The 21,014-nt window shown below is 69.0% G+C and carries 21 protein-coding genes; 10 read left to right on the top strand and 11 right to left on the bottom strand.

Annotated elements, in window-relative coordinates; all coding sequences use genetic code 11:
- The first annotated feature begins 36 nt into the window (after positions 1-36).
- Genes iolC through iolD form a run of 4 tightly spaced genes read left to right on the top strand, consistent with a single transcriptional unit; the run spans position 37 to position 4,551 of the window.
- The gene (gene iolC, locus LDL49_RS09325; protein ID WP_225290536.1) at positions 37-960 is read left to right on the top strand and encodes a 5-dehydro-2-deoxygluconokinase; all 924 of its coding nucleotides are present in this window, start codon (positions 37-39) and stop codon (positions 958-960) included.
- The gene (locus LDL49_RS09320) at positions 957-1,862 is read left to right on the top strand and encodes a Cgl0159 family (beta/alpha)8-fold protein (RefSeq protein ID WP_225290535.1); all 906 of its coding nucleotides are present in this window, start codon (positions 957-959) and stop codon (positions 1,860-1,862) included. The genes iolC and LDL49_RS09320 overlap by 4 nt, the downstream gene beginning before the upstream one ends.
- Complete coding sequence (iolB, locus tag LDL49_RS09315) at positions 1,859-2,698, top strand: 5-deoxy-glucuronate isomerase (protein ID WP_225290534.1); 840 nt, start codon at positions 1,859-1,861, stop codon at positions 2,696-2,698. Before LDL49_RS09320 ends, iolB begins: the two co-directional genes overlap by 4 nt.
- Positions 2,695-4,551, top strand: coding sequence for a 3D-(3,5/4)-trihydroxycyclohexane-1,2-dione acylhydrolase (decyclizing) (gene iolD, locus LDL49_RS09310; protein WP_225290533.1), 1,857 nt, complete (start codon positions 2,695-2,697; stop codon positions 4,549-4,551). The genes iolB and iolD overlap by 4 nt, the downstream gene beginning before the upstream one ends.
- A gap of 42 nt (positions 4,552-4,593) precedes the next feature.
- On the opposite strand, the gene LDL49_RS09305 is transcribed toward iolD, so the two are convergent.
- Together LDL49_RS09305 and LDL49_RS09300 are read right to left on the bottom strand one after the other, a co-directional pair.
- Positions 4,594-5,076 (bottom strand): GNAT family N-acetyltransferase, encoded by a 483-nt coding sequence (locus tag LDL49_RS09305; protein ID WP_225290532.1) that lies wholly within the window; start codon positions 5,074-5,076, stop codon positions 4,594-4,596.
- 96 nt (positions 5,077-5,172) lie between these two features.
- On the bottom strand, positions 5,173-5,700 hold the full coding sequence (locus LDL49_RS09300; protein WP_225290531.1) for a DivIVA domain-containing protein: 528 nt from the start codon (positions 5,698-5,700) through the stop codon (positions 5,173-5,175).
- 162 nt (positions 5,701-5,862) lie between these two features.
- Here LDL49_RS09300 and LDL49_RS09295 point away from each other — a divergent pair, with 162 nt between their 5' ends.
- From LDL49_RS09295 to LDL49_RS09285, 3 genes are all read left to right on the top strand, one after another.
- On the top strand, positions 5,863-6,525 hold the full coding sequence (locus tag LDL49_RS09295; protein ID WP_225290530.1) for an ABC transporter ATP-binding protein: 663 nt from the start codon (positions 5,863-5,865) through the stop codon (positions 6,523-6,525).
- Positions 6,522-7,193: a hypothetical protein gene (locus LDL49_RS09290; protein WP_225290529.1), complete on the top strand. Its 672-nt coding sequence runs from the start codon at positions 6,522-6,524 to the stop codon at positions 7,191-7,193. The genes LDL49_RS09295 and LDL49_RS09290 overlap by 4 nt, the downstream gene beginning before the upstream one ends.
- An 80-nt stretch (positions 7,194-7,273) precedes the next feature.
- Positions 7,274-7,975, top strand: a complete 702-nt coding sequence (locus tag LDL49_RS09285; protein WP_225290528.1) for an SGNH/GDSL hydrolase family protein — start codon at positions 7,274-7,276, stop codon at positions 7,973-7,975.
- A 76-nt stretch (positions 7,976-8,051) separates the two neighbouring features.
- On the opposite strand, the gene rlmN is transcribed toward LDL49_RS09285, so the two are convergent.
- Positions 8,052-9,152: a dual-specificity RNA methyltransferase RlmN gene (gene rlmN, locus LDL49_RS09280; protein ID WP_225290527.1), complete on the bottom strand. Its 1,101-nt coding sequence runs from the start codon at positions 9,150-9,152 to the stop codon at positions 8,052-8,054.
- A 132-nt stretch (positions 9,153-9,284) separates the two neighbouring features.
- On the opposite strand from rlmN, the gene LDL49_RS09275 reads away from it, so the two are divergent.
- Positions 9,285-10,307 carry a suppressor of fused domain protein gene (locus LDL49_RS09275; RefSeq protein WP_225290526.1) on the top strand — a complete coding sequence of 341 codons (1,023 nt, stop codon included), beginning with the start codon at positions 9,285-9,287 and terminating at the stop codon, positions 10,305-10,307.
- 43 nt (positions 10,308-10,350) lie between these two features.
- Here LDL49_RS09275 and LDL49_RS09270 read toward each other — a convergent pair whose 3' ends face one another.
- The 6 genes from LDL49_RS09270 to LDL49_RS09245 form a co-directional block, all read right to left on the bottom strand.
- A complete protein-coding gene (locus LDL49_RS09270) occupies positions 10,351-11,190 on the bottom strand; it encodes a phosphatidate cytidylyltransferase (RefSeq protein WP_225290525.1) in 840 nt (279 codons plus the stop codon).
- A 68-nt stretch (positions 11,191-11,258) separates the two neighbouring features.
- The gene (gene frr, locus LDL49_RS09265) at positions 11,259-11,816 is read right to left on the bottom strand and encodes a ribosome recycling factor (protein WP_225290524.1); all 558 of its coding nucleotides are present in this window, start codon (positions 11,814-11,816) and stop codon (positions 11,259-11,261) included.
- 43 nt (positions 11,817-11,859) lie between these two features.
- Positions 11,860-12,558, bottom strand: a complete 699-nt coding sequence (pyrH, locus tag LDL49_RS09260; protein ID WP_225290523.1) for a UMP kinase — start codon at positions 12,556-12,558, stop codon at positions 11,860-11,862.
- Between the two features lie 123 nt (positions 12,559-12,681).
- On the bottom strand, positions 12,682-13,515 hold the full coding sequence (tsf, locus tag LDL49_RS09255) for a translation elongation factor Ts (RefSeq protein WP_225290522.1): 834 nt from the start codon (positions 13,513-13,515) through the stop codon (positions 12,682-12,684).
- Between the two features lie 318 nt (positions 13,516-13,833).
- On the bottom strand, positions 13,834-14,796 hold the full coding sequence (rpsB, locus tag LDL49_RS09250) for a 30S ribosomal protein S2 (RefSeq protein ID WP_225290521.1): 963 nt from the start codon (positions 14,794-14,796) through the stop codon (positions 13,834-13,836).
- 220 nt (positions 14,797-15,016) lie between these two features.
- Complete coding sequence (locus LDL49_RS09245; RefSeq protein ID WP_225290520.1) at positions 15,017-15,625, bottom strand: ArsR/SmtB family transcription factor; 609 nt, start codon at positions 15,623-15,625, stop codon at positions 15,017-15,019.
- Between the two features lie 68 nt (positions 15,626-15,693).
- Here LDL49_RS09245 and LDL49_RS09240 point away from each other — a divergent pair, with 68 nt between their 5' ends.
- The gene (locus tag LDL49_RS09240) at positions 15,694-17,646 is read left to right on the top strand and encodes an MFS transporter (RefSeq protein ID WP_225290519.1); all 1,953 of its coding nucleotides are present in this window, start codon (positions 15,694-15,696) and stop codon (positions 17,644-17,646) included.
- A gap of 314 nt (positions 17,647-17,960) precedes the next feature.
- Here the strand turns inward: LDL49_RS09240 and LDL49_RS09235 are convergent, their stop codons facing one another.
- Positions 17,961-18,434 carry a GNAT family N-acetyltransferase gene (locus tag LDL49_RS09235; protein ID WP_372470351.1) on the bottom strand — a complete coding sequence of 158 codons (474 nt, stop codon included), beginning with the start codon at positions 18,432-18,434 and terminating at the stop codon, positions 17,961-17,963.
- Between the two features lies 1 nt (position 18,435).
- On the opposite strand from LDL49_RS09235, the gene LDL49_RS59105 reads away from it, so the two are divergent.
- Positions 18,436-19,881: a murein hydrolase activator EnvC family protein gene (locus LDL49_RS59105; protein WP_372470347.1), complete on the top strand. Its 1,446-nt coding sequence runs from the start codon at positions 18,436-18,438 to the stop codon at positions 19,879-19,881.
- A 444-nt stretch (positions 19,882-20,325) separates the two neighbouring features.
- Here the strand turns inward: LDL49_RS59105 and LDL49_RS09225 are convergent, their stop codons facing one another.
- Positions 20,326-20,814 (bottom strand): hypothetical protein, encoded by a 489-nt coding sequence (locus LDL49_RS09225; protein WP_225290515.1) that lies wholly within the window; start codon positions 20,812-20,814, stop codon positions 20,326-20,328.
- Positions 20,815-21,014: the final 200 nt, after the last annotated feature.

Here is a 21,014-nt window from a genome sequence, read left to right as displayed (position 1 = left end):
CATAGTAGGCACGAAGGCTCCGTCACTGGAGGTGCGTTGTACGACCTGATCACGATCGGCCGCTCCGGGGTCGACGTCTATCCGCTGCAGACCGGCGTGGGTCTGGCCCACGTCGAGACCTTCGGTAAGTTCCTCGGCGGGAGCCCGACAAACGTCGCGGTCGCGGCCGCGCGCCACGGACTGCGCGCCGCCGTGATCACCGCAGTCGGCGCCGACCCCTTCGGGGAGTACGTACGGCAGGCGATCCGCGGTTTCGGCGTGGACGACTCCTTCGTGGCCACCGTCGAGGGTCCCCCGACGCCCGTCACGTTCTGCGAGATCTTCCCGCCGGACGACTTCCCGCTCTACTTCTACCGGGGCGAGCATCCGCCGGACCTGCAACTGACCGCCGAGTCGCTGGACCTGGCCGCGATCCGGGACGCGAAGCTGTTCTGGTTCACCGGCACCGGCCTGAGCCAGGAGCCGAGCCGCGCCGCGCACGCCGCCGCGCTGGCCGCGCGCACGTCCGGCTGGACCGTCTTCGACCTGGACCACCGTCCCATGCTGTGGGAGTCGCCCGAGGCTTCGCAGGAGGCGGTACGCCAGGCGCTTCCGCACGCCAACGTGGCCGTCGGCAACCTCGACGAGGTGGAGAACGCGGTGGGCACCCGCGACCCGGAGGCGGCCGCTCAGGCGCTGCTCGACGCCGGGATGCGCGTCGCCATCGTCAAGATGGGCCCCAACGGGGTGCTGGCCCGCAGCCGAGACGAGTACGCGGTGGCGGAGCCGGTCAAGGTCGACGTGGTGAACGGCATCGGCGCGGGCGACGCGTTCGGCGGCGCCGTCTGCCTGGGCCTGCTGCGCGGCTGGCCGCTGGAGCGGACGATCCGCTTCGCCAACGCCGCCGGCGCCTACGTGGCCGCCCGCCTGGCCTGCGCCGACGCGATGCCCACGACTGACGAGGTGCAGGCACTCCTATGAGCGACACGACGCTGCCCCGAACCGCCCGCTACGACCACCTGACCCACATCCGGGCCACCCGGCCGGACGAGATCGAGCGCGCCGCCGCCCGGCGGCAGCGCCGGAGCCTGCCGGGCGAGGGCGAGCGCCTGCTGATCATCGCGGCCGACCATCCGGCGCGCGGGTCGCTCGGCGTCCGCGACCGGCCGCTGGCCATGGCCAGCCGCCCAGACCTGCTCGACCGGCTCCAGACGGCGCTGGCCAGGCCCGGCGTAGACGGCATCCTGGCCTCCCCCGACGTGCTGGAGGACCTGCTGCTGCTCGGCGCCCTGGAGGAGAAGCTGGCCTTCGGCTCGATGAACCGGGGCGGCCTCCAGGGCTCGGTGTTCGAGCTGGACGACCGGTTCACCGGCTTCGACGCGGCCGCCATCGACGCCATGCGTCTCGACGGCGGCAAGATGCTCTGCCGCATCGACCCGGCCGACCACGCCACGGTCACCACGCTCGAGTCGTGCGCCCACGCGGTCACCGATCTGGCCCGCCGGCGGCTGCTGGCGATGGTCGAGCCGTTCTGGGCGGCACGTACGGAGACGGGCGTCCTGCGCAACGACCTGTCGCCCGACGCGGTCATCCGGTCGATCAGCGTCGCCCAGGCACTCGGCACGACCTCCGCCTACACCTGGCTGAAGATCCCCGCGGTCGCCGAGATGGAGCGCGTCATGGCCGCCACCACGCTGCCCGCGCTGCTGCTCGGCGGCGACCCGCCGGACATCGACGCGGCCTACGCCGACTGGGACCGCGCGCTGCGCCTGCCGGGCGTGCGCGGGCTCGTCATCGGCCGCGCGCTGCTCTACCCTCCGGACGACGACGTGGCCGCCGCGGTGGACGGCGCGGCGGCTCTGGTTCGAGAGGTGCGCTCATGACATACCTTCCGTACGGCAAGGCCGCCGGCGGGTCGTGGCCGGTGGAGATCACGCCCGCCTTGGCCGGTTGGACCTACTCGGGGCTACGCGTGGCCGACCTTGACGGCGCCCCGGTCTCTTTCTCGACCGGGGAGGAGGAGATGCTGGTCCTGCCGCTGTCGGGCTCGTGCACGGTGACGTGCGGTGGTGAGCGGTTCGAGCTGACCGGCCGCGCGTCGGTGTTCGCCGGACCCTCCGATTTCGCCTATATCCCGATTTCTACGGATGTGACGGTGGAGGGGTCGGGCCGCATCGCGTTCCCCTCCACCCGGGCGACCCGGCGGCTGGCTCCGCGGTACGTCCCGGCCTCGGAGGTGCCGGTCGAGATCCGGGGCGCGGGCCAGGCCAGCCGCCAGGTGAACAACTTCTGCGCCCCCGGCGTCTTCGAGTGCGACAAGCTCGTGGCCGTGGAGGTGCTCACGCCGGGCGGCAACTGGTCGTCCTATCCCCCGCACAAGCACGACACCCCCAACGAGGGCGAGGCCGTGCTGGAGGAGATCTACTACTTCGAGGTGGCCGACGGCGGCCTGGGCTACCAGCGCGTCTACTCCTCCGAGCGGGGCCAGATCGACACGCTGGCCGAGGTCTCCTCCGGTGACGTGGTGCTGGTGCCCTATGGCTACCACGGCCCGTCGATGGCCGCGCCCGGCTACGACCTGTACTACCTGAACGTCCTGGCCGGTCCCGCCGACGAGCGGTCGATGGCGTTCTGCGACGACCCCCGGCACGCCTGGATCCGCTCTTCCTGGGACGGCCAGGCCATCGATGCGAGACTGCCGTTCGGGAGGACTTCATGACCCGTTTGACCGTGGCGCAGGCCGTGGTGCGCTTCCTGGCCCAGCAGTGGAGCGAGCGCGACGGCGTCGAGCACCGGCTGTTCGGCGGCTGCTTCGGCATCTTCGGCCACGGCAACGTGGCCGGGCTCGGCCAGGCGCTGGCCACCTCGACCGAGGACCTGCCCTACCACCTGAGCCGAAACGAACAGGCCATGGTGCACGCGGCCGCCGCCTACGCGCGAGCCGCCAACCGGCTGTCCACCCTGGCCTGCACCACCTCGATCGGGCCCGGCGCGACCAACATGATCACCGGCGCGGCGGGCGCGACGATCAACCGGCTGCCCGTCCTGCTGCTGCCCGGCGACGTGTTCTCCACCCGCGTCGCCAACCCAGTGCTCCAGGAGCTCGAAGACACCCGCTCGTACGACATCTCGGTCAACGACTGCTTCAAGTCGGTGTCGCGCTTCTGGGACCGGATCAACCGGCCCGAACAGCTTCCCTCGGCGCTGCTGGCCGCCATGCGGGTGCTCACCGACCCGGCCGAGACGGGCGCGGTGACGCTGGCGCTGCCGCAGGACGTCCAGGCCGAGGCGTACGACTGGCCGGAGGAGCTGTTCGAGCGCCGCCTCTGGCACGTGCCGCGACCACGCCCCGAGCGGGCCGCCCTGACGCGGGCGGCCGAGCTGATCAGGTCGGCGAGCCGGCCGCTGATCATCGCCGGCGGCGGGGTGATCTACAGCGAGGCCACGGCCGAGCTGCGGGCCTTCGCCGAGACGTACGGCATCCCGGTCGCCGAGACGCAGGCGGGCAAGGGCGCGCTGCCCTATGGGCACCCGCTCGCGATGGGCGCGGTCGGCGCGACCGGCACCACCGCGGCCAACGCGCTGGCCCGCGAGGCCGACCTGATCATCGGCGTCGGCACCCGCTACAGCGACTTCACCACGGCCTCCCGCACGCTCTTCCCGGCCGGGGCCCGGTTCGTCAACCTGAACATCACCGGCTTCGACGCGGCCAAGCTGTCGGGGCTCCAGCTCGTGGCCGACGCCCGCGAGGGCCTGACCGAGCTGACCGGGGCATGCGCGGGCTGGGGCACCACGGAGTCATACCGTTCGCGCGCCGCCGAGCTGTCGGCCGCCTGGGACGCGGTGGTGGACGGGGCGTACGCGCTGGACGGCCGGCCGATGCCGCAGTCGGCCGTGATCGGCGCGGTCAACGCCGCGGCCGGCGACGACGGCGTGGTGGTCTGCGCGGCCGGCTCCATGCCCGGCGACCTGCACAAGCTGTGGCGGCCGAGCGGTCCTGGCAGCTATCACGTGGAGTACGGCTATTCCTGCATGGGCTACGAGATCGCCGGCGGGCTGGGCATCAAGATGGCCGTCCCCGACCGCGAGGTGTTCGTCATGGTGGGCGACGGGTCCTACCTGATGATGGCCCAGGAACTCGTCACGGCCGTCTCCGAGGGCGTCAAGCTGATCGTGGTGCTGGTGGACAACTCCGGCTTCGCCTCGATCGGCCGTCTCTCGGAGGGCGTCGGCGCCCAGCGGCTCGGCACCTCCTACGCCTACCGGGGCACCGGCCGCTACGACGGCGACGGCCTGCCGGTGGATCTGGCCGCCAACGCCGCCAGCCTCGGCGCCACCGTGCTGCGGCCCGACACGCTGACCGACTTCCGCAAGGCTCTGGAGGCGGCCCGCGCGGCCGAGGAGACGACCGTCATCTATGTCCGCGCCGACCCCATGCTGGACAGCCCGTCGTCGGAGGCGTGGTGGGACGTCCCGGTCGCCGAGGTCTCCACGGCGCCGGAAGGCCCCATGGTGCGCGCTTCGTACGAGTCCGAGAAGAGCGCCCAGAAGCCGCACATCACGCCCAGCTGACCGGCCGGCGCCGCGCGCCGGGTTCCCTGGCGCGCGGGCCGCTCAGAGCAGGAGTTCGAGCTCCAGCTCATGCTTGATCGGGATGCCGTCGGATTCCAGCGGAATGTCCGGCTTGAGGCGACGGGCGGCGTCCACCCCGTGGCGATGCAGGGCGACGAGGTCGAACCCGTACCTCTGGTAGAAGCGCAGCGCATGGGTGTTGTCGTTCGTGGTGACCAGCCGGAGCCTGGCGGCCCCGCGCTCGGCCGCCGCGGCGCGCACGGCGTCGAGCAGCGCCTTCCCGACGCCCCTGCCGGGGATGACGGCGTCGACCGTGATGATCTCCACCGTGCCGTCCTTGCTCGTGTACGTCACGAGGCCCGCCAGTTCGTCACCGTCGAAGGCGAGGTAACCGGGCAGCCCGGCGGCGTCGATCAGCTCGCCGCGCCCGAGCGCCATCACCGTTGCACCGCCCCAACTGGCGGCCAGGACCCGGGTGACCGCCGCGCGGTCATCGGGCTCGATCGCCCGCACAGAGATCGCCATGCGCCATTATGTGCTCGTGAAGACGGCTGGCCGCTGAGTCAGGCGCGCTTGAGTCAGGCGCGCTTGAGTCAGGCGCGCTGCTTCAGGCGCGCTGCTTCAGGCGCGCTGCTTCAGGACGTCGGCGATGCCCGCCAGGAACGAGTCGACGTCCGCGATCAGGTAGCCGGGCCGCAGCAGCACGGTCGAGAACTTCGCCTCGCGGACGTCCTTGGCCGTCACCGGGTAGTCGGTGGTGCCCCGCAGCGTGGCCACGATCCGGTCCAGGAAGGCGTCGACCTCGTCCTCGTTGTAACCCGTGCCCATCCGCCCGGGCCGGAAGGCCACCCGCTCCACCCGCGCCGCCTGGGTCTCGAACCACTCCTCGCGCAGCATCTCACCGGTCGGCTCGGTCATGGCGAGCCGTACGGGACTTTTCGCCCGCGTCTCCAGCGCCACCACGAACGCCTCCAGCGCGAAGTCCACCGCGGTCTCCTGATAACCGCCGCGCCTGGCCCGGAACGTCGCCCTGCGTACATCGTCGGCAGTGACCTGCTCGATGTCGCGCGGGCCCCTGCCCAGTGTCGCCTCGATGCGCCCGATCAGGGCGTCGACCTCGACCGGGTCGTAGCCTGAACGCATACCCATGACGCGTGGAAAGCGGTTCAAGCTCACTCCTTCTGCGGTGTGCTGGGGGCTGTTCATATTGTGGGGCTCTTTATCCTGACAATGCGAACTGAGATATACCGTTACTGCACCATGCGATTGACCAAGGTCTCTTTCCGTTACCGAAGACGTGATCCTTCTGTCATGAAGGACGTGGACGCGCACCTCGATCCCGGCGACGTGATCGAGGTCGCCGGTGTCAACGGTGCGGGCAAGTCCACCCTGCTCCGCCTGCTGGCCGGACTCACCAGACCGTCGTCGGGCACCATCACCGACCGCCCGGCGGTGGTCGGCTTCGCCCCCGACCGCTTCCCGCTCGAACAGCCCTTCACGGTCTCCGGCTACCTGCGCCACATGTCCCGCATACGTGGCGGCGCGCGCTGGGAGCCCTGGGCGGAGCGCCTCGGCATGGCTCACCTGCTCGGCCTGCGGCTGGGCGAGTTATCGAAAGGCAGCGCCCACAAGGTCGGGCTGACCCAGGCCCTGATGTGCGAGCCCGGGCTGCTCATCCTGGACGAGCCGTTCGCGGGGCTCGACGCCGACACCCGCGAGGTGCTGCCGTCCATCGTCACGGAGCTCTCCGAGGGCGGCGCCATCGTGGTCGCCAGCGACCACCAGGGCGGCCTGCGCCACCTTCCCTCCATCCGGCACTGGACGGTGGTGGACGGTGTGGTCAAGGAGGGTACGGCGGGACAGCGGGCGACGGTGCGGGTGGATCTGCCGGTGGACGAGGTCCGGTCGTTCATCGCCAGGATGCGTGACGAGGGTTACCGGGTGCACGACATCGTCACCGAGGAGCAGTCATGATCGCGTTGACCGTCTTCCGCGTCGCGGCCTACATCCGGTCTCACCGCATTTTCCAGGCGCTCCTGCTCATGCTCGCGCTGATCGCGATCCTCTACGGCAGCCGCGCCCCCAAGGGCGCCGAGACCGAAGTCCTCACGGACGCCGCGGTGCTGGTGATCCCGATCCTGGCCTGGTCCAGCAGGAGCCTGCTCGACACCGAGCCGGATCAGCAGCGCGCCATGTCGGCGATCAGCGTGGGCGGCCGGTTGCGCGAGCTGGGCGCGGGCCTGCTGGCGGCCTTCGCGACGTCCCTGGTGCTCATCGCGCTGGCCCTGGGCTGGGGCCTGGTGCTGGGCGTCAGCGCGGTCCCGGGGCCTGAGGAGTTCGCCGCCGTCCTGACGTTGTACGGCCTCGCGACGCTCACCGGGGTCACGCTCGGCGCGCTCACCAGCCGGGCGATCCTGCGCTCCCCCGCGATCTCCATCATGACGCTGCTGCTGGGCTTCCTGGTCATGCTGATGCTCAGCGCCTCGCCTCTGTACTGGCTCACGGTCCCGGTCATCACCTGGATGAAGTCCGCGAACTCCGCCGAGCTGACGGCCCGGCTGCCCGAACTCGCGGCCATCTCGCTGGCGTGGTGCCTGCTCGGCCTGGCCTGCTACGCCTGGCTGCGCCGTACCCGACCCTGAAAACACGACAAGAACGTCACGCGTGCCCCTTTTAGCCACTAGGTTAGTGAGTACTCACCCACCTATGAGGAGCAGGCATCATGAAGGTGATCTGTGTCGGCGACAGCATCACGCGTGGTCAGGTCAGCGCGAACTACGTGAAAATGCTGGAGTCCAGGCTGCCGGGCACCACGATGATCAACGCGGGCGTCAACTACGACGTCTCCGCCCATGTGCTGGACCGGCTCTCCGAGGTCGTCGACCAGGATCCCGACGTGGTCACCGTACTCATCGGCACCAACGACGCCACCGCCACGCTGGGCGAGACGACCGCCCGCAAGCTGCGCGACCGGTGGAAGCTGGCCGAGGACCCCACCCTCGACGGCTACGCGGCTAATCTCGCGGCCATCGCCACCCGGCTCAAGGACGAGACCCGGGCCCGCATCGCGCTGATCTCGCCGCCGGTGCTCGGCGAGGACCTCGACTCGGTGGCGCTGCGGCGGACGTCGGAGTTCGGGGAGATCGTACAGAAGGTGGCGGCCGAGCAGTTCGTGCAGTATCTCCCGCTCAACGAGCAGATGGTGGCGCACCTGGAGAAGGCGGACGGCGAGCCGCGCGTCCACTACCGGGCGGACAGCCTGCTCGCGCCCACCGCCGCGATGCAGCACTTCTTTCTCGGGCGCGGCTTCGACGCGATCGCCAAGAGCCGCGGCCTGCTGCTGACCACGGACACCGTCCACCTGAACAGCCGCGGCGCCGGGATGATCGCGGACCTGATCGAGGGCGTCGTGCGCTCTTCCTGAGCTTTTCCGTACCTCTCGCGAGCTTTCCCGGAGCTGTTCCCGAGGCTTTCCCGGAGCTGAATCCCGGGCTTCCCGGCTATTCGGCGGCGGCGAGCTGGCCGCAGGCGCCGTCGATCTCGCGGCCGCGGGTGTCGCGGACGGTCACCGGCACACCGTGGTATTCGAGCCGCCGCACGAACGCCCGCTCGTCCTCCGGCCGGGAGGCGGTCCACTTGGAGCCGGGCGTCGGGTTGAGCGGGATCAGGTTGACGTGCACCAGCTTGTTGCGTACCAGCTTGCCGAGCAGGTCGGCCCGCCACTCCTGGTCGTTGATGTCCTTGATCAGCGCGTACTCGATCGAGATCCGCCGCTTGGTCTTGGCCGCGTACGCCCAGGCGGCGTCGAGGACCTCCGACACCTTCCAGCGCGTGTTGATCGGCACCAGCGTGTCGCGCAGCTCGTCGTCGGGCGCGTGCAGGGACAGGGCGAGCGTGACCGGCAGGCCCTCGTCGGCGAGCTTGCCGATGGCGGGCACCAGGCCGACCGTGGAGACCGTGACGCCGCGCGCCGAGATGCCGAGACCGTGCGGGGCGGGCTCCACCATCCGGCGTACGGCCCCGATGACCTGCTTGTAGTTGGCCAGCGGCTCGCCCATGCCCATGAAGACCACGTTGCTCACCCGCCCCGGGCCACCGGGCACGTCGCCCGCGGCCAGCGCGCGGGCACCGGAGACCACCTGCTCGACGATCTCGGCGGTGGACATGTTGCGGGTCAGCCCGGCCTGGCCCGTGGCACAGAACGGGCAGTTCATGCCGCAGCCGGCCTGCGACGACACGCACATCGTCACCCGGTCGGGATAGCGCATCAGCACCGACTCGACCAGCGCGCCGTCGAACAGGCGCCACAGCGTCTTACGGGTGGTGCCGGCGTCGGTGGTCAGCTCCTTGACCGGGGTGAGCAGCGACGGCAGCAGCACCGACAGCTTGTCGCGGGCCGCCGCGGGCAGGTCGGTCATCGCGTGCACGTCGGCGTTCAGGCGCTCAAAGTAATGCCGGGACAGCTGGTCGGCGCGGAACGCCTTCTCGCCGAGCTCCGTCACCGCCGCGCGGCGGTCGGGCATGGACAGGTCCGCCAGGTGCCGAGCCGGCTTGGCCCTGCGCGGCGCGACGAAGGTGAGCTGGCCTGGCTGCTGGGACACGTTCCTGCCTTTGCTTGGGTGGTTACCGACCAGGTTAGTGAACGCCTGGCTCCCAGGTGTCATTCCATGAGGGAGCTCCGGGTGGCGATAGCTCTCGCATGAGGTCATGGGCCGATCTAGAGTGCATCTCGTATGGCGATTTTCCGGCCGGCTTCTGGCGAGGGGCAGACCGAGGTCGTCCTCACCGCCGGCAACCCGTACGGCAGCCGGACACTCGTGGTCGAGCGGGACGAGGACGCCTCGGTAGCTTACCTGTGCTCGCCTGACGGCGCCGTGCACGGCGCCGTGTGGCTGGCCAACCACCGCCCCGCCCCCGAGGTGGTCGATCTGGCCAGGCTCAACTCCGGTCTGCCGCCGCTCATGCCCCGGCCCAACACCACGCACCCGGCCGGACGCCGGCCGCTCGGGCAGCTGACGGCGCTGTGGTTCGAGGAGGGCGACGGGGTCGCGGTCTATGAGGACGACGACCTGCTGGCGGTCATCCCCGGGTGGGCCGACATGAGCAGGGGCATGCCCGGCTACGCCCGTGACGCCGTGGGTGAGACGCCGTTCGCCTGGGCGCTGTCCGAGGCGCTCGAAGGGCTGCGGCCGCGCATCTCCAATGCCAGGTCCTACTGGCGCTGGCGGCATGGGGAGGGGTCCTGGGCGTCGTTCCAGGAGTTCGTCATGGGACATCTGGAACGGGGGCTCGGGCCGGCCGGGCGCTACTGGGACGTGAGCGGGGAGCGACTGCCGGCTGTGGGCATCACCGAGCGGCCGCCGTACGGGCGCCGTGGGTTCACGGTGCTGTCGACGGTCGGGATGAGCTGCCAGCGGATGCCCACCGTCGAGCAGTGGATCGACCGGCCGGGCGCGTACGCCAGGATCGAGCTGGCCGTGGCCACCCGCGAGGATCCGCGTGAGGCGGCGCTGTTGCTCGTGTGGCTGTCGCAGTATCCGTGGCACTCGGTCACATGGCTAGGGCACGGGCACACGGCCAAGTGGTATCACGAGCCGGCCACGTTCCCGCTGGGCCCGCAGTACGCGGGGGTCATGATGGTCGCCGACCCACCCGGCATGCCAGATTTATCAGGATTCGCCTTCGGCGGTGAGGCCGTCCGCTGGCTCTGGCTCCAGCCGGTCACCATCGAGGCGATGGAAGAACACCGCCACTAGCGCTCCGTCGGCTTTGACGCGGCGCCCTGTCACTGGAGACCCGTCAGAAGAACAGCGTCATCAGCAGCCAGACCGGCACCAACGTGGTCACCAGCGAGTCGAGCCGGTCCATGAGACCGCCGTGGCCCGGCAGCAGCGTGCCCAGGTCCTTGATGCCGAGATCCCGCTTGATGATCGACTCGATCAGGTCGCCGACGGTCGCCAGCACCGCCACGAGCGCGCCGATCAGGGCGCCCTGCCAGAGCTGCCCGTCCATGAGCCAGCTCACCAGCCAGGCTCCCACCGCCACGCACGCGATGACGGACCCGGCCAGCCCTTCCCAGGTCTTCTTCGGGCTGATGACGGTCAGCTGGTGCTTGCCGAACAGCACGCCCGCGATGTAGCCGCCGATGTCGCTGGCCACGGTCACCGCGATGAAGATGACCACCCGATCACGGCCGTCACCGGGCGCCAGCAGCAGCGCCGCGAAGCCGGCCAGCAGCGGCGGGTAGACCAGGATGAACACCGAAGCGGTCGTGTCGCGTACGTAACCATCGGTGCCGTCGCTGAGCATCCGCCAGATCAGCAGGACGAAGACGACCACCACGAACGCGCCGAGCAGCCAGACGGGCCCGCCCCAGTAGGCGGCGGCCAGCATCGCGACCATGCCGCCGAGCAGGGGCACGGTCGGCACCTTGATGCCGCGGCTGCCGAACGCCTGGGTCAGCTCCACCACCCCGACGCCCACGGCCCCCGCCAGCACCAGGAGAAAGAGTTCCTTGACGGTGTAGAGCGAGCCGATGACCAGCGCGCCCAACCCCAGGCCAACCGCTATGGCGGCAGGTAGGTTCCGTCCGGTACGGCTGCCGCCGCTCGGGCTGGTGCCAGCCGTACTTTCGTCCACAGATCTCTTCCCGGGTCTTCCATGAGCCACGGCCCCCGCCACCGGGCGAGGGCCGTGCGGCGCGCCGCTCAGACCTCGAGCAGCTCGGTTTCCTTGTGCTTGAGCAGCTCGTCGATCTTGGCGACGTGCTTCTGGGTGATGTCGTCGAGCTCCTTCTCCGCGCGGCGGACCTCGTCCTCGCCCGCCTCTCCGTCCTTGATCATCTTGTCGAGGATCTCTTTGGCGGAGCGGCGGATGTTGCGCACGGACACCTTGGCGTGCTCGCCCTTGTTCCTGGCGACCTTGATGTACTCCTTGCGCCGGTCCTCCGACAGCTCGGGGAACGACACGCGGATCACCGCCCCGTCGTTGCCGGGGTTGACGCCCAGGTCGGACTCACGGATCGCCTTCTCGATCGCGGCCATCGAACCCTTGTCGTAGGGCTGGATGATCACCATGCGGGCCTCGGGCACATGGAACGAGGCCAACTGCTGGATCGGGGTCGGCGTGCCGTAGTACTCGGCATTGATCTTGTTGAACATCGAAGGGGTAATTCGGCCCGTCCGGATGCCCGCGAAGTCCTCCTTCGCGACCGTAACGGCCTTGTCCATCTTTTCCTCGGCTTCGAGGAGGGTTTCGTCGATCACAGCGGCTCCCTGTCTTCTAGCTGGCGATGTCGGGCGCGCTCCCTCATTTGCCTGCGGGACTCACCAGCGTGCCGATTTTCTCACCGCGGACCGCTCGCAGGATGTTGCCCTCGCCCATCAGGTCGAAGACGACGATCGGGAGGTCGTTGTCCTTGCACAGGCTGATCGCGGTGGCGTCCATGACCTGGAGGTCGCGGATCAGCACCTCGCCGTAGTCGAGGTGGTCGAACCTGACCGCGTCGGGATTCTTCCGTGGATCGGAGTCGTAGACCCCGTCCACCTGAGTGCCCTTGAGCAGCGCCTCGGCGCCGATCTCCAGGGCGCGCTGGGACGCCGCGGTGTCGGTGGAGAAGAACGGCGAGCCGAGCCCGGCGCCGAAGATGACCACGCGCCCCTTCTCCAGGTGCCTGATCGCGCGGCGCGGCAGGAACGGCTCGGCGACCTGCTGCATGGTGATGGCGGTCTGCACGCGGGTCTCGACGCCGCGCCGCTCCAGGAAGTCCTGCAGCGCGAGACAGTTGATGACCGTGCCCAGCATGCCCATGTAGTCGGCGCGGGCGCGGTCGATGCCCTGCTCGGACAGCGCCGCGCCGCGGAACATGTTGCCGCCGCCGACCACCACCGACACCTGCACACCCTCGCGTACGGCCTCGGCGATCGAGTCGGCCAGGTGATCGACCACCAGCGGGTCGATCCCCAGCGGGTCGCCACCGGCGAACGCCTCACCTGACAGCTTCAACATGACGCGCTTCCACCGAAGCGGATTCTGATACGAAGAAGCCGCCGACGTAGCTGGCTCCTGGTTCTCCTGCACGGCGGCGGCCTCCCTCTTAGGCGGTTCGATGGGCTGGAATTTCGTTCAAGCCTAAGCCTGGCCGACCTTGAAGCGAACGAAGGCCAGCACCTCGGCGCCGTTCTCCTCGGCGTACTTGCCGACGGTCTTCTTGTTGTCCTTGACGAACGCCTGCTGGAGCAGGGTGAAGTCCTTGTACCAGCCGTTGACGCGACCCTCGACGATCTTGCCGATGGCGGCCTCGGGCTTGCCCTCCTCGCGCGTCATCTCCTCGAAGAGCTTGCGCTCCTTGTCGACGACGTCGGCGGGCACGGCCGCGGCGTTGAGGTACTGGGGGGCCATCGCGGCGGCGTGCTGCGCGATGTCCTTGGCGACCTCGGCGTTGGGCTTGTCGAGCTGGACCAGCACGCCGACGGCCGGCGGCAGCGCCGGGTCGGTGCGGTGCATGTAGGCGCCGATGTAGCCACCCTCCAGCACCGCGAACCGGCGGATCTCGATCTTCTCGCCCAGCGCGACGTTGGCCTCGTCAAGGAGTTCCTTGACGGTCTTGCCGTCGAGCGAGGACTCGAGCAGCGTCGCCACATCGGCCGGCTTGGTGGCCAGGATGTGCGCGACGACCTGACCGGCCAGCTCCTGGAAGCGCTCGCCCTTGGCCACGAAGTCGGTCTCGCAGTTGAGCTCCAGCAGCGCCGCGGCGGAGTCGCCGTCCTGCTTGAGCGCGACCAGGCCGTTGGAGGCGGTGCGCGCCTCGCGCTTGCCCACGTCCTTGGCGCCCTTGAGGCGCAGCAGCTCGATGGCGCGGTCGATGTCGCCGTCAGCCTCTTCGAGCGCCTTCTTGCAAGACATCATTCCGGCCGCGGTGATCTCGCGAAGCCGCTTGACGTCGGCCATGTTCACGGAAGCCATTGCTTTTTTCCTTGTGGGATTTCGTCGTGGATCGGGTGGGCGCCGATGACCTGGCACTCACCCTATGGTTCGTACGGCCGGCGGCTGCCGTACAGGAGCCCGGGGTCTTACCTGGTGAGCAGCCCTGCCTTCGCGGCCTTGCGTGCCCGGCTCGTCCGGCCCTTGCCTGGCTTTCCCGGCCTGAGCCCGGCGGCGGGGTCTTGACCCCGCCGCCGGGCTCAGCCTCTGCGATTCCGCTCGGCCCTCGCGGGTCACTCCACTGAGCCGGATTCGGTACGCGATTGCTCGCCACCTCGGTCTTACCCGAGGTGGGAGCGGTCAGGCCTGCTGCTGCTCGGTCTCGCCCTCGGCGGCGGCCGGAGCGGCCTCAGCCTCGGCCGGAACCTCAGCCTCAGCGGCGACCTCGGCCGGAGCCTCGACCTCGGCGGCGACCTCAGCCTCAGCCTCGGGGGCAGCGGCCTCGGGGGCAGCGGCCTCGGCAGCCGGCTCAGGGGCGGCCTGCTCGGCGGCGCCCTGCTCGATGAGCTCGCGCTCCCACTCGGCCAGCGGCTCGGCGGCAGCGGGCTTCTCGTCACCACGGGCGGCACCCGAGCGAGCCATCAGACCGGCCGCGACACCGTCGGCGACGACCCTGGTCAGCAGGCCGACGGCGCGGATGGCGTCGTCGTTGCCGGGGATCGGGTAGTCGACCTCGTCGGGGTCGCAGTTGGTGTCGAGGATCGCGACGACAGGGATGCCAAGCTTCTTGGCCTCGCTGATCGCGATGTGCTCCTTCTTGGTGTCGACGATCCACACCGCGCTGGGCACGCGGCCCATGTCACGGATGCCGCCGAGCGTGCGCTCGAGCTTGTCCTTCTCACGCCGGCGCATGAGGAGCTCCTTCTTGGTGAGCCCCGAGGCGGCGACGTTGTCGAAGTCGAGCTCCTCGAGCTCCTTCAGGCGCTGAAGCCTCTTGTGCACGGTGGAGAAGTTGGTGAGCATGCCACCCAGCCAGCGCTGGTTCACGTACGGCATGCCGACGCGAGCCGCCTGCTCGGAGATGGCCTCCTGCGCCTGCTTCTTGGTGCCGATGAACAGGATCGTGCCGCCGTGGGCGACGGTCTCCTTGACGAAGTCGTAGGCACGGTCGATGAACGACAGCGACTTCTGCAGGTCGATGATGTAGATGCCGTTGCGCTCGGTGAAGATGAAGCGCTTCATCTTCGGGTTCCAGCGGCGCGTCTGGTGCCCGAAGTGAACGCCGCTCTCGAGCAGCTGTCGCATGGTGACGACGGGGGCCATGTGATGGTCCTCCAGGTCTGGGCGCCCGTGCGGGCGGGCGCAGTTCTCGGTTGTGCCGCGGCAGCCCAGTGGCTGTCGCCCTGATGCCCCGAACCCGTGCCAGCCGAGCCGTGGCTCGGACCGATGGCGCGGTCCGCGATGGGGCATGCGAAGTCGGCCTGTGATACACAGGCCACCCAAAAGTCTACCTCCCACGCCGCCCCGGCCTGACCGTCTCGGGTCAGCCCGCGTCGTGGTCCTCCGTGGGCAGCCCCGGCGCCGCCCTCCTCACATGCGGGAAAAGATTGACCTGGGCCTCGGCGATCCTGGCCCCAGGAGGCGCCGCCCGCTCATCGCGATGGCGCGCCAGGTACGGCTCGAACAGCTTCTCGACCTCGACATTGAGCCGCGCCATCTCCTCGGCGTCGAGCCGCAGCATCATGCGGCTGAAGCGGGTCACCTCGCGCCACTCCTCGGGCTCCTGATCGAAGTTCTCCAGCGCCCGCCGGGCCTCCTCATCCGCTTCCTTGCGAAAGGCCTGGATCAGCAGGTTCTTGGCCTCACGCACCTCCGGCTGATCACCGGGCTGCACGCCGACCGACAGGGGCGTACTCGTCGGCTTCCAGACCCGCTCCCGCCCATCGCCGCGCGGCGGCGCATCCTCCACGAACCCGTACTTGGCCAGCATGCGCAGGTGGTAACTGGCGGCACTCGGAGTGATGCCGGCGACCTCGGCGACCTCGGTGGCGGTGGCGCTGCCGTCGACACCCAGCCGATTCAGGATCGCCAGCCTGGCCGGGTGCGCCAGGGCCCGCATCGCCTTGGGGTCACTGAGGCTCTCCCGCGTCATGGCACCAAGGTACCCGGAAGCGATGTGAAGTATTGCCTTCATGACTCTGAAGGGTTACTTTCATAGTTATGAAGCATTCCCTTCACGAATCGACGCCTTCGCCTGCCCCCGTCACGCACGCCTCCGGCAGGTCCCCGCAAACCCCCTACATCCCACCCAGCGCCGCACCCACGCGATCTCTCTCCACTTCGGCGGCCACTCGCTCGCCCAGCCCCGTGGGCCACCCTCCTGCCCACCCACATGGCGGCGTGGACCAGCGCATCCTTGCCGCATCCGGCCAGACAGCCCCGGAATCCACTCCCAACGCATGCCACGAGGCGGCCAATACCTCCGCATCGCGCTCTACCTCCGCACCCAGCCCTGCCGCCACGCCCCGCTCTACGCCCGCCCTCCGCTCTCCCTCCACACCGCGCTCTACCTCCGCCGCACCCAGCCCTGCCGCCACATCCCGCTCTACCTCCACACCCAGCCCTGCCGCCACACCCCGCTCTACCTCCACACCCAGCCCTGCCGCCACACCCCGCTCTACCTCCACACCCAGCCCTGCCTCCACACCCCGCTCTACGTCCGCCTCCCGCCCTGCCTTCGCGCCGCGCGATCAGATCCCCACGGGCGACACGACTTCACCCGGAGATGCGACCCCACCCGCGGAAACGACCCCACCCGGGGACACAACCCCTCCTGGAAACGCGACCTCACTCGGGGACGCAGAATCACTTCCGGAGGCCCCGCCAGCGCCAGCCCTCACCCCTCTCCTCAAACAGCGCGACTATCGACTGCTCTGGACCGCCCGCACCATCTCCATAACCGGCTCCGAGGTGTCCAAGCTGGCCGTGCCGCTGACCGCGGTCACCCTCCTCGCCGCCTCCCCCATGGAAATGGGCCTGCTCACCGCTGCGGCCTCACTGCCCGCCCTGCTCTTCGGCCTCCAGTCGGGCGCGATCGCCGACCGCCTCTCACGCCACCGACCCCTCATGATCGCCTGCGAACTCGTCTCCTGCGCCGCCGCGTTGACGGTCCCTGTGGCCTGGCTCCTGGGCGTACTCAACGCGTTCTGGCTCATCGTCGTCGCTCTGGTCATCGGGTCAGCAGGCGTGCTCTTCAGGGCCGCGAACTTCCCGCACGTGGCCGCGATCGTCTCCCCCGAGCAGCGAACGGAGGCCATGGCCGGCTTCCACGCCTCCTACTCCGTGGCCTCTGTCGGTGGCCCCGGCCTGGCCGGACTCCTCGTACAACTGCTGACGGCCCCGCTGGCGGTGCTCACGGAGGCGCTGTCGTTCCTGGCCTCGGCACTGCTGCTGCGCTCGATCCGTACCCCGGAGAAGAACGAGCCGCTCCCCTCCCGAGGCATGTGGCGAGACGTGACCGAAGGGCTCCGCGCCAGCACCACGCATCCCGTACTCCGCGCCCTCCTCGGCGCGGGCGTCACCATCAACTTCTTCGCCATGGCCTATACGGCCGTCTACATGCTGTACATGGTGAACACCCTCGGCATCCCCAGGGGCCTCATCGGCGCCCTCATCGCCCTCGGCGGCGTCGGCGGGCTCATCGGCGCCTGGATCACCACCCGTGCCGCCAAACGCTACGGCGAGAACCGCGTGCTACTCGTCTCCGTACTCTTCTTCCCGATCGAAATCCTGGCAGTGGGCCTGCTCAGCGGACCCCTCTGGTGGAAGCTGGCGCTGCTCGCGCTCACCGGCCTCGTCACGGGCGGCGTCGTAGTCGCGTTCGCCACCTGCATGGGCGCGATCATCCTGCGCGAAGCCGCCCCCGAACTCCGTGGCCGCGTCAACGCCACCATGACATTCGCTGTACAGGGCGTCATGGCGCTGGGCGGCCTCGCGGGTGGCGCACTGGCCGAGTTCGCGGGCCTGCGCCCCGTCATTCTCGTCTCAGCGGTCGGCATCGCACTCAGTACGATCTGGATCTGGACCTCTCCCCTGCGCCCTGGCCGCCGCCGCTTCGCGAACCCCACTGACCCGGCCTCGACCCAGCCCTCACCAGAGCCCTCGAAGTCCTGACCCTTCCAGACGACAACACCTCTCCCAGCGCCATCCCCTGACGTCCCCATCGAACCGACGCACCATGACAACCGGCGTTCCCTGTCTACCTGACGCACCATGGCGACCGACGTTCACCGTCCACCCGACGCACCACGATGACCGAACATCAACCTGATGGCCAAGCTCTCCGAACACCACAGCATGGAGCATCCAGCGTCGCCTTCCGTGACATCCGGCTCAGGCAGCTACGCCCCCGACCTCAGCCACCAACCCTTCGAGCACAGGCCTCCGAACACACGCCTGCACCCGGCCAGACACGGCCCCTCGCTTGGCTAAATCAGCTCGTCCGCCAGTAGGTCCATAAGCAACCCATCGTGAAACTCTCCAGTCACCGGATCCCGCTCATAGGCCCGCATAATGCCCACCCGCTTGAACCCCACCCGCTCGTAGGCGTTGATGGCCCCCGTGTTGTGCGCCGCAGGATCGATGGTCAGCCGGTGATGCCCCCGCTCCTCGATCAACCATCGCGCCAGCGTACGAACGGCTTCCTGACCGAATCCGCGTCCATGCCACCGCGGCCCGAGGAAGATGTCGATCCCCGCGCTGCGATACATCGGATCCTCGACCTCCTCGTACTGGATCGCCCCGATCACCTCGTCGGCGACCGCGATGGCCAACATGTCGTCGAACTCATCGACCGGCCCCCACCACTTGGCCACCTCCGGCGTCCCCGCGATCTCCCGCAGCCGCGCCTCATCATCCTGTACGACGTCCCTCAAGATCACCCGAGACCCGCGCAACTCCATCATGCCGCCTCCCAAACCCGCCCGCGCCACGATGCCAAGCAGTTATCCACAGGCTTACCGACCCGGCGCCCCCTTTTCCACAGAATTACGTTCGCCCCTCCAACCGCCCCCGGCTCTCCCGCAAACTCACCGCATGCCCATCCACCCCACCCCTCGCTGTTCGCCACCTCTTACCCGCGGCAACCACCTCGCTCCAGCACACCATCTCTCCAGCACTACCCTTCCAGCACCGCATCGCCCCAACTTCACCACTCCAGCATCACATCGCTCCAAAACCATCCCTCCAGCACCGCATCGCTCCAACCCCCTCACTCCCAAAAGCCATTCCAGCCCCCATTCATCGCGCCCCTTCGACGATCAAAACCCAACGAATTACTCACGCCCCTTTGACTACGCCTTTCACCCCTTTGCCCATCAAAGCAACGCAACTCGCCCCCGCCCCTTCGACAGCGACAGCGACAGCGACAGCGACAGCGACAGATCGACTCATCCCCCGCCAACAAAGTCCCTTCGGCAAGGAGGACCTTCAAGGCCCGCGATTCTTCTGGCCGCCCTCCTTGCCCTCGCCATCCCCCTGATGCCCATGACACTCGCAAGCCCTGCCGCCGCCGACCGCCCCACCTGGCGATGGCCGCTGGACGGACACCCCAGAGTCCTCCGCCACTTCGCACCCCCACCCGCGCCATGGCTGTCGGGCCACCGGGGCGTCGACCTCGCCGCCGCGCCCACCACCCCTGTCGTAGCCGCCGGCTCAGGAATCGTCCGCTTCGCCGCCCCCCTCGCGGGCCGGGGTGTGGTCACCATCGAGCACACTGACGGCCTACGCACGACGTATCTGCCGGTCAACGCATCAGTACGCCGAGACCAACGCGTAGCGCCCGGCACCCGCCTCGGAGTCATCGAACGCCCGGCTGGCCACTGCCGAGAATCGTGTCTTCACTGGGGCCTCAAGCGCGGCTCCCACTACCTCAACCCCTTGCTCCTCCTCGGCCAAGCCCACATCCGCCTCCTCCCTTACTGGAACCTCGACGCCCTGGACACCGCCGCCCTCTCGACGCAGCCACCACTCTCAAGCCCCGAACGCCTCCAGATGGCACCCGCCGGAATGCCCCCCTCTGCGGCAACAACAGCAACTACCCGATTGCTGACATCGCCGCCTCAGTCAAGTAGCACCCCTGCTCCCGACCCCACCATTTCGCCCGAAATCCCCTGGCGTCCCGCCGCCAACCCGGCCTTACGCTTCGCGGCACGCTCCGCCTCGACACCCGCCATCTCAGCCATCAGCGTGGGCGCACTGTTCAGCGCATTACTGCTGTTCGCCCTGATCCGCCGCCATCGAAGCACCCGCACGCAGCAACCCCGCGCCACACGAGGTCAGCACCGCAAACAGCAGCGCAATCGACCCCCACGAAAGCGCCGACGCAGAGCCAGGACCACCAACCCATAGCCCAGGGCGGCCGCCTGCCTGGGCTGTGGACAGCGTCCCGTTGTGTGGTGGATCCACGATCTCGCTGTATGGCTTCCACCAGGGATGAACAGGGCCGAGCGGCCGAGAAGCGACCCCACTATGCGAGACATCACGCAGGCCTTGCCACGCAGGACCCCAACTGAAGTCGTGAACAACCCATCTCGTGGATGAGATGGCACCCTGGCTGTGGGCTACCGCCTCGTGATGGCCCACTGACTCAGCAACGCCGGACGAGTCGAGCCCTACGGTCTATTGTCCCGGGATTGGTTGCGGTTCGGCCACGTTCCGGCACGCCCCAGGATGACTCTCCAGTCGCATCGGCGGCGAGTTCCCGCCCGATCGTGTGGATCTGCGGGGCCGGGTCGACCTCGTTGTCTCAGGCCGCTGATCACCCGTACAGCATGTCGCCATCTGGGGGTGTCGTCACGAGCCGCTACGCGAGGTCACCCGGCGCGCACCCACATATAGAGCCGCGACTCGCAGCATGGTGGCTACGTTCATAAAGATCACGGCGGCCTTGAATGACTCGACCGGAATATGTTCATCAGCCATCCAGCGTCCCAATGCCACGCTCCATAAGTCGGTGGAACCGTACGAAAAGAACACCTTGCCAGCGGTGATCGCCAGCCAGGCGAGCACGTAAGTCCAACCCGCGCGCGAATACGGCTTGCTGGCCGCACGGTCGTACTCGAACGTCATGACCCTCATCGGGACGAGCCCGAGCGGCACACCGAGAACAGCCCCGAAAGTCTCCAGCAACAGTCCGTTGCCCGACCAGACCATGCCGTCGAAAAAGAACGGGACCGCGGTCGCGACGGCCACCACGGGACGGAACACCCGAAACGGCCCGATCTTGCGACGTCCGGCGTCGCTCTCCATGGCCACAGCGAACACGAACAGGTTGAGCAGCAAAATTGGAAGCAGGCAGTTCCTCCTGGCCGGCGGCGTGCTGGCGCTGGGAGCCTCCGTCCTTGGCCTGGACAGCGTACGAAGTGGTGTCCGACGCCTGCGATCTGAACCGCCTCTACCAGGCACTCTTCGGCGGCTGTGCTCATCAGCCACAACCTGCTGACGCAGATGCGCACCGGCGTCACCACGCCCCAGGCACCGAT

It is taken from the genome of Nonomuraea aurantiaca (assembly GCF_020215705.1).
Taxonomy (GTDB): Bacteria; Actinomycetota; Actinomycetes; order Streptosporangiales; family Streptosporangiaceae; genus Nonomuraea; species Nonomuraea aurantiaca.
Note: the sequence above shows the minus strand (reverse complement) of the source record. Positions and strands in the feature narration are given on the sequence as shown.

Bases quoted from the DNA above. Each gene is read 5' to 3' on its own strand.
- LDL49_RS09275 (WP_225290526.1), top strand. From the start codon at position 9,285: ATGGCGATTTTCCGGCCGGCTTCTGGCGAGGGGCAGACCGAGGTCGTC.
- LDL49_RS09240 (WP_225290519.1), top strand. From the start codon at position 15,694: ATGAAGCATTCCCTTCACGAATCGACGCCTTCGCCTGCCCCCGTCACG.
- pyrH (WP_225290523.1), bottom strand. From the start codon at position 12,558: ATGTTGAAGCTGTCAGGTGAGGCGTTCGCCGGTGGCGACCCGCTGGGG.
- LDL49_RS09300 (WP_225290531.1), bottom strand. From the start codon at position 5,700: ATGGGTATGCGTTCAGGCTACGACCCGGTCGAGGTCGACGCCCTGATC.
- iolD (WP_225290533.1), top strand. From the start codon at position 2,695: ATGACCCGTTTGACCGTGGCGCAGGCCGTGGTGCGCTTCCTGGCCCAG.
- iolB (WP_225290534.1), top strand. From the start codon at position 1,859: ATGACATACCTTCCGTACGGCAAGGCCGCCGGCGGGTCGTGGCCGGTG.
- rpsB (WP_225290521.1), bottom strand. From the start codon at position 14,796: ATGGCCCCCGTCGTCACCATGCGACAGCTGCTCGAGAGCGGCGTTCAC.
- LDL49_RS09245 (WP_225290520.1), bottom strand. From the start codon at position 15,625: ATGACGCGGGAGAGCCTCAGTGACCCCAAGGCGATGCGGGCCCTGGCG.
- LDL49_RS59105 (WP_372470347.1), top strand. From the start codon at position 18,436: ATGCCGCCTCCCAAACCCGCCCGCGCCACGATGCCAAGCAGTTATCCA.
- LDL49_RS09285 (WP_225290528.1), top strand. From the start codon at position 7,274: ATGAAGGTGATCTGTGTCGGCGACAGCATCACGCGTGGTCAGGTCAGC.
- LDL49_RS09320 (WP_225290535.1), top strand. From the start codon at position 957: ATGAGCGACACGACGCTGCCCCGAACCGCCCGCTACGACCACCTGACC.
- LDL49_RS09295 (WP_225290530.1), top strand. From the start codon at position 5,863: ATGAAGGACGTGGACGCGCACCTCGATCCCGGCGACGTGATCGAGGTC.
- LDL49_RS09305 (WP_225290532.1), bottom strand. From the start codon at position 5,076: ATGGCGATCTCTGTGCGGGCGATCGAGCCCGATGACCGCGCGGCGGTC.
- LDL49_RS09235 (WP_372470351.1), bottom strand. From the start codon at position 18,434: ATGGAGTTGCGCGGGTCTCGGGTGATCTTGAGGGACGTCGTACAGGAT.
- LDL49_RS09290 (WP_225290529.1), top strand. From the start codon at position 6,522: ATGATCGCGTTGACCGTCTTCCGCGTCGCGGCCTACATCCGGTCTCAC.
- tsf (WP_225290522.1), bottom strand. From the start codon at position 13,515: ATGGCTTCCGTGAACATGGCCGACGTCAAGCGGCTTCGCGAGATCACC.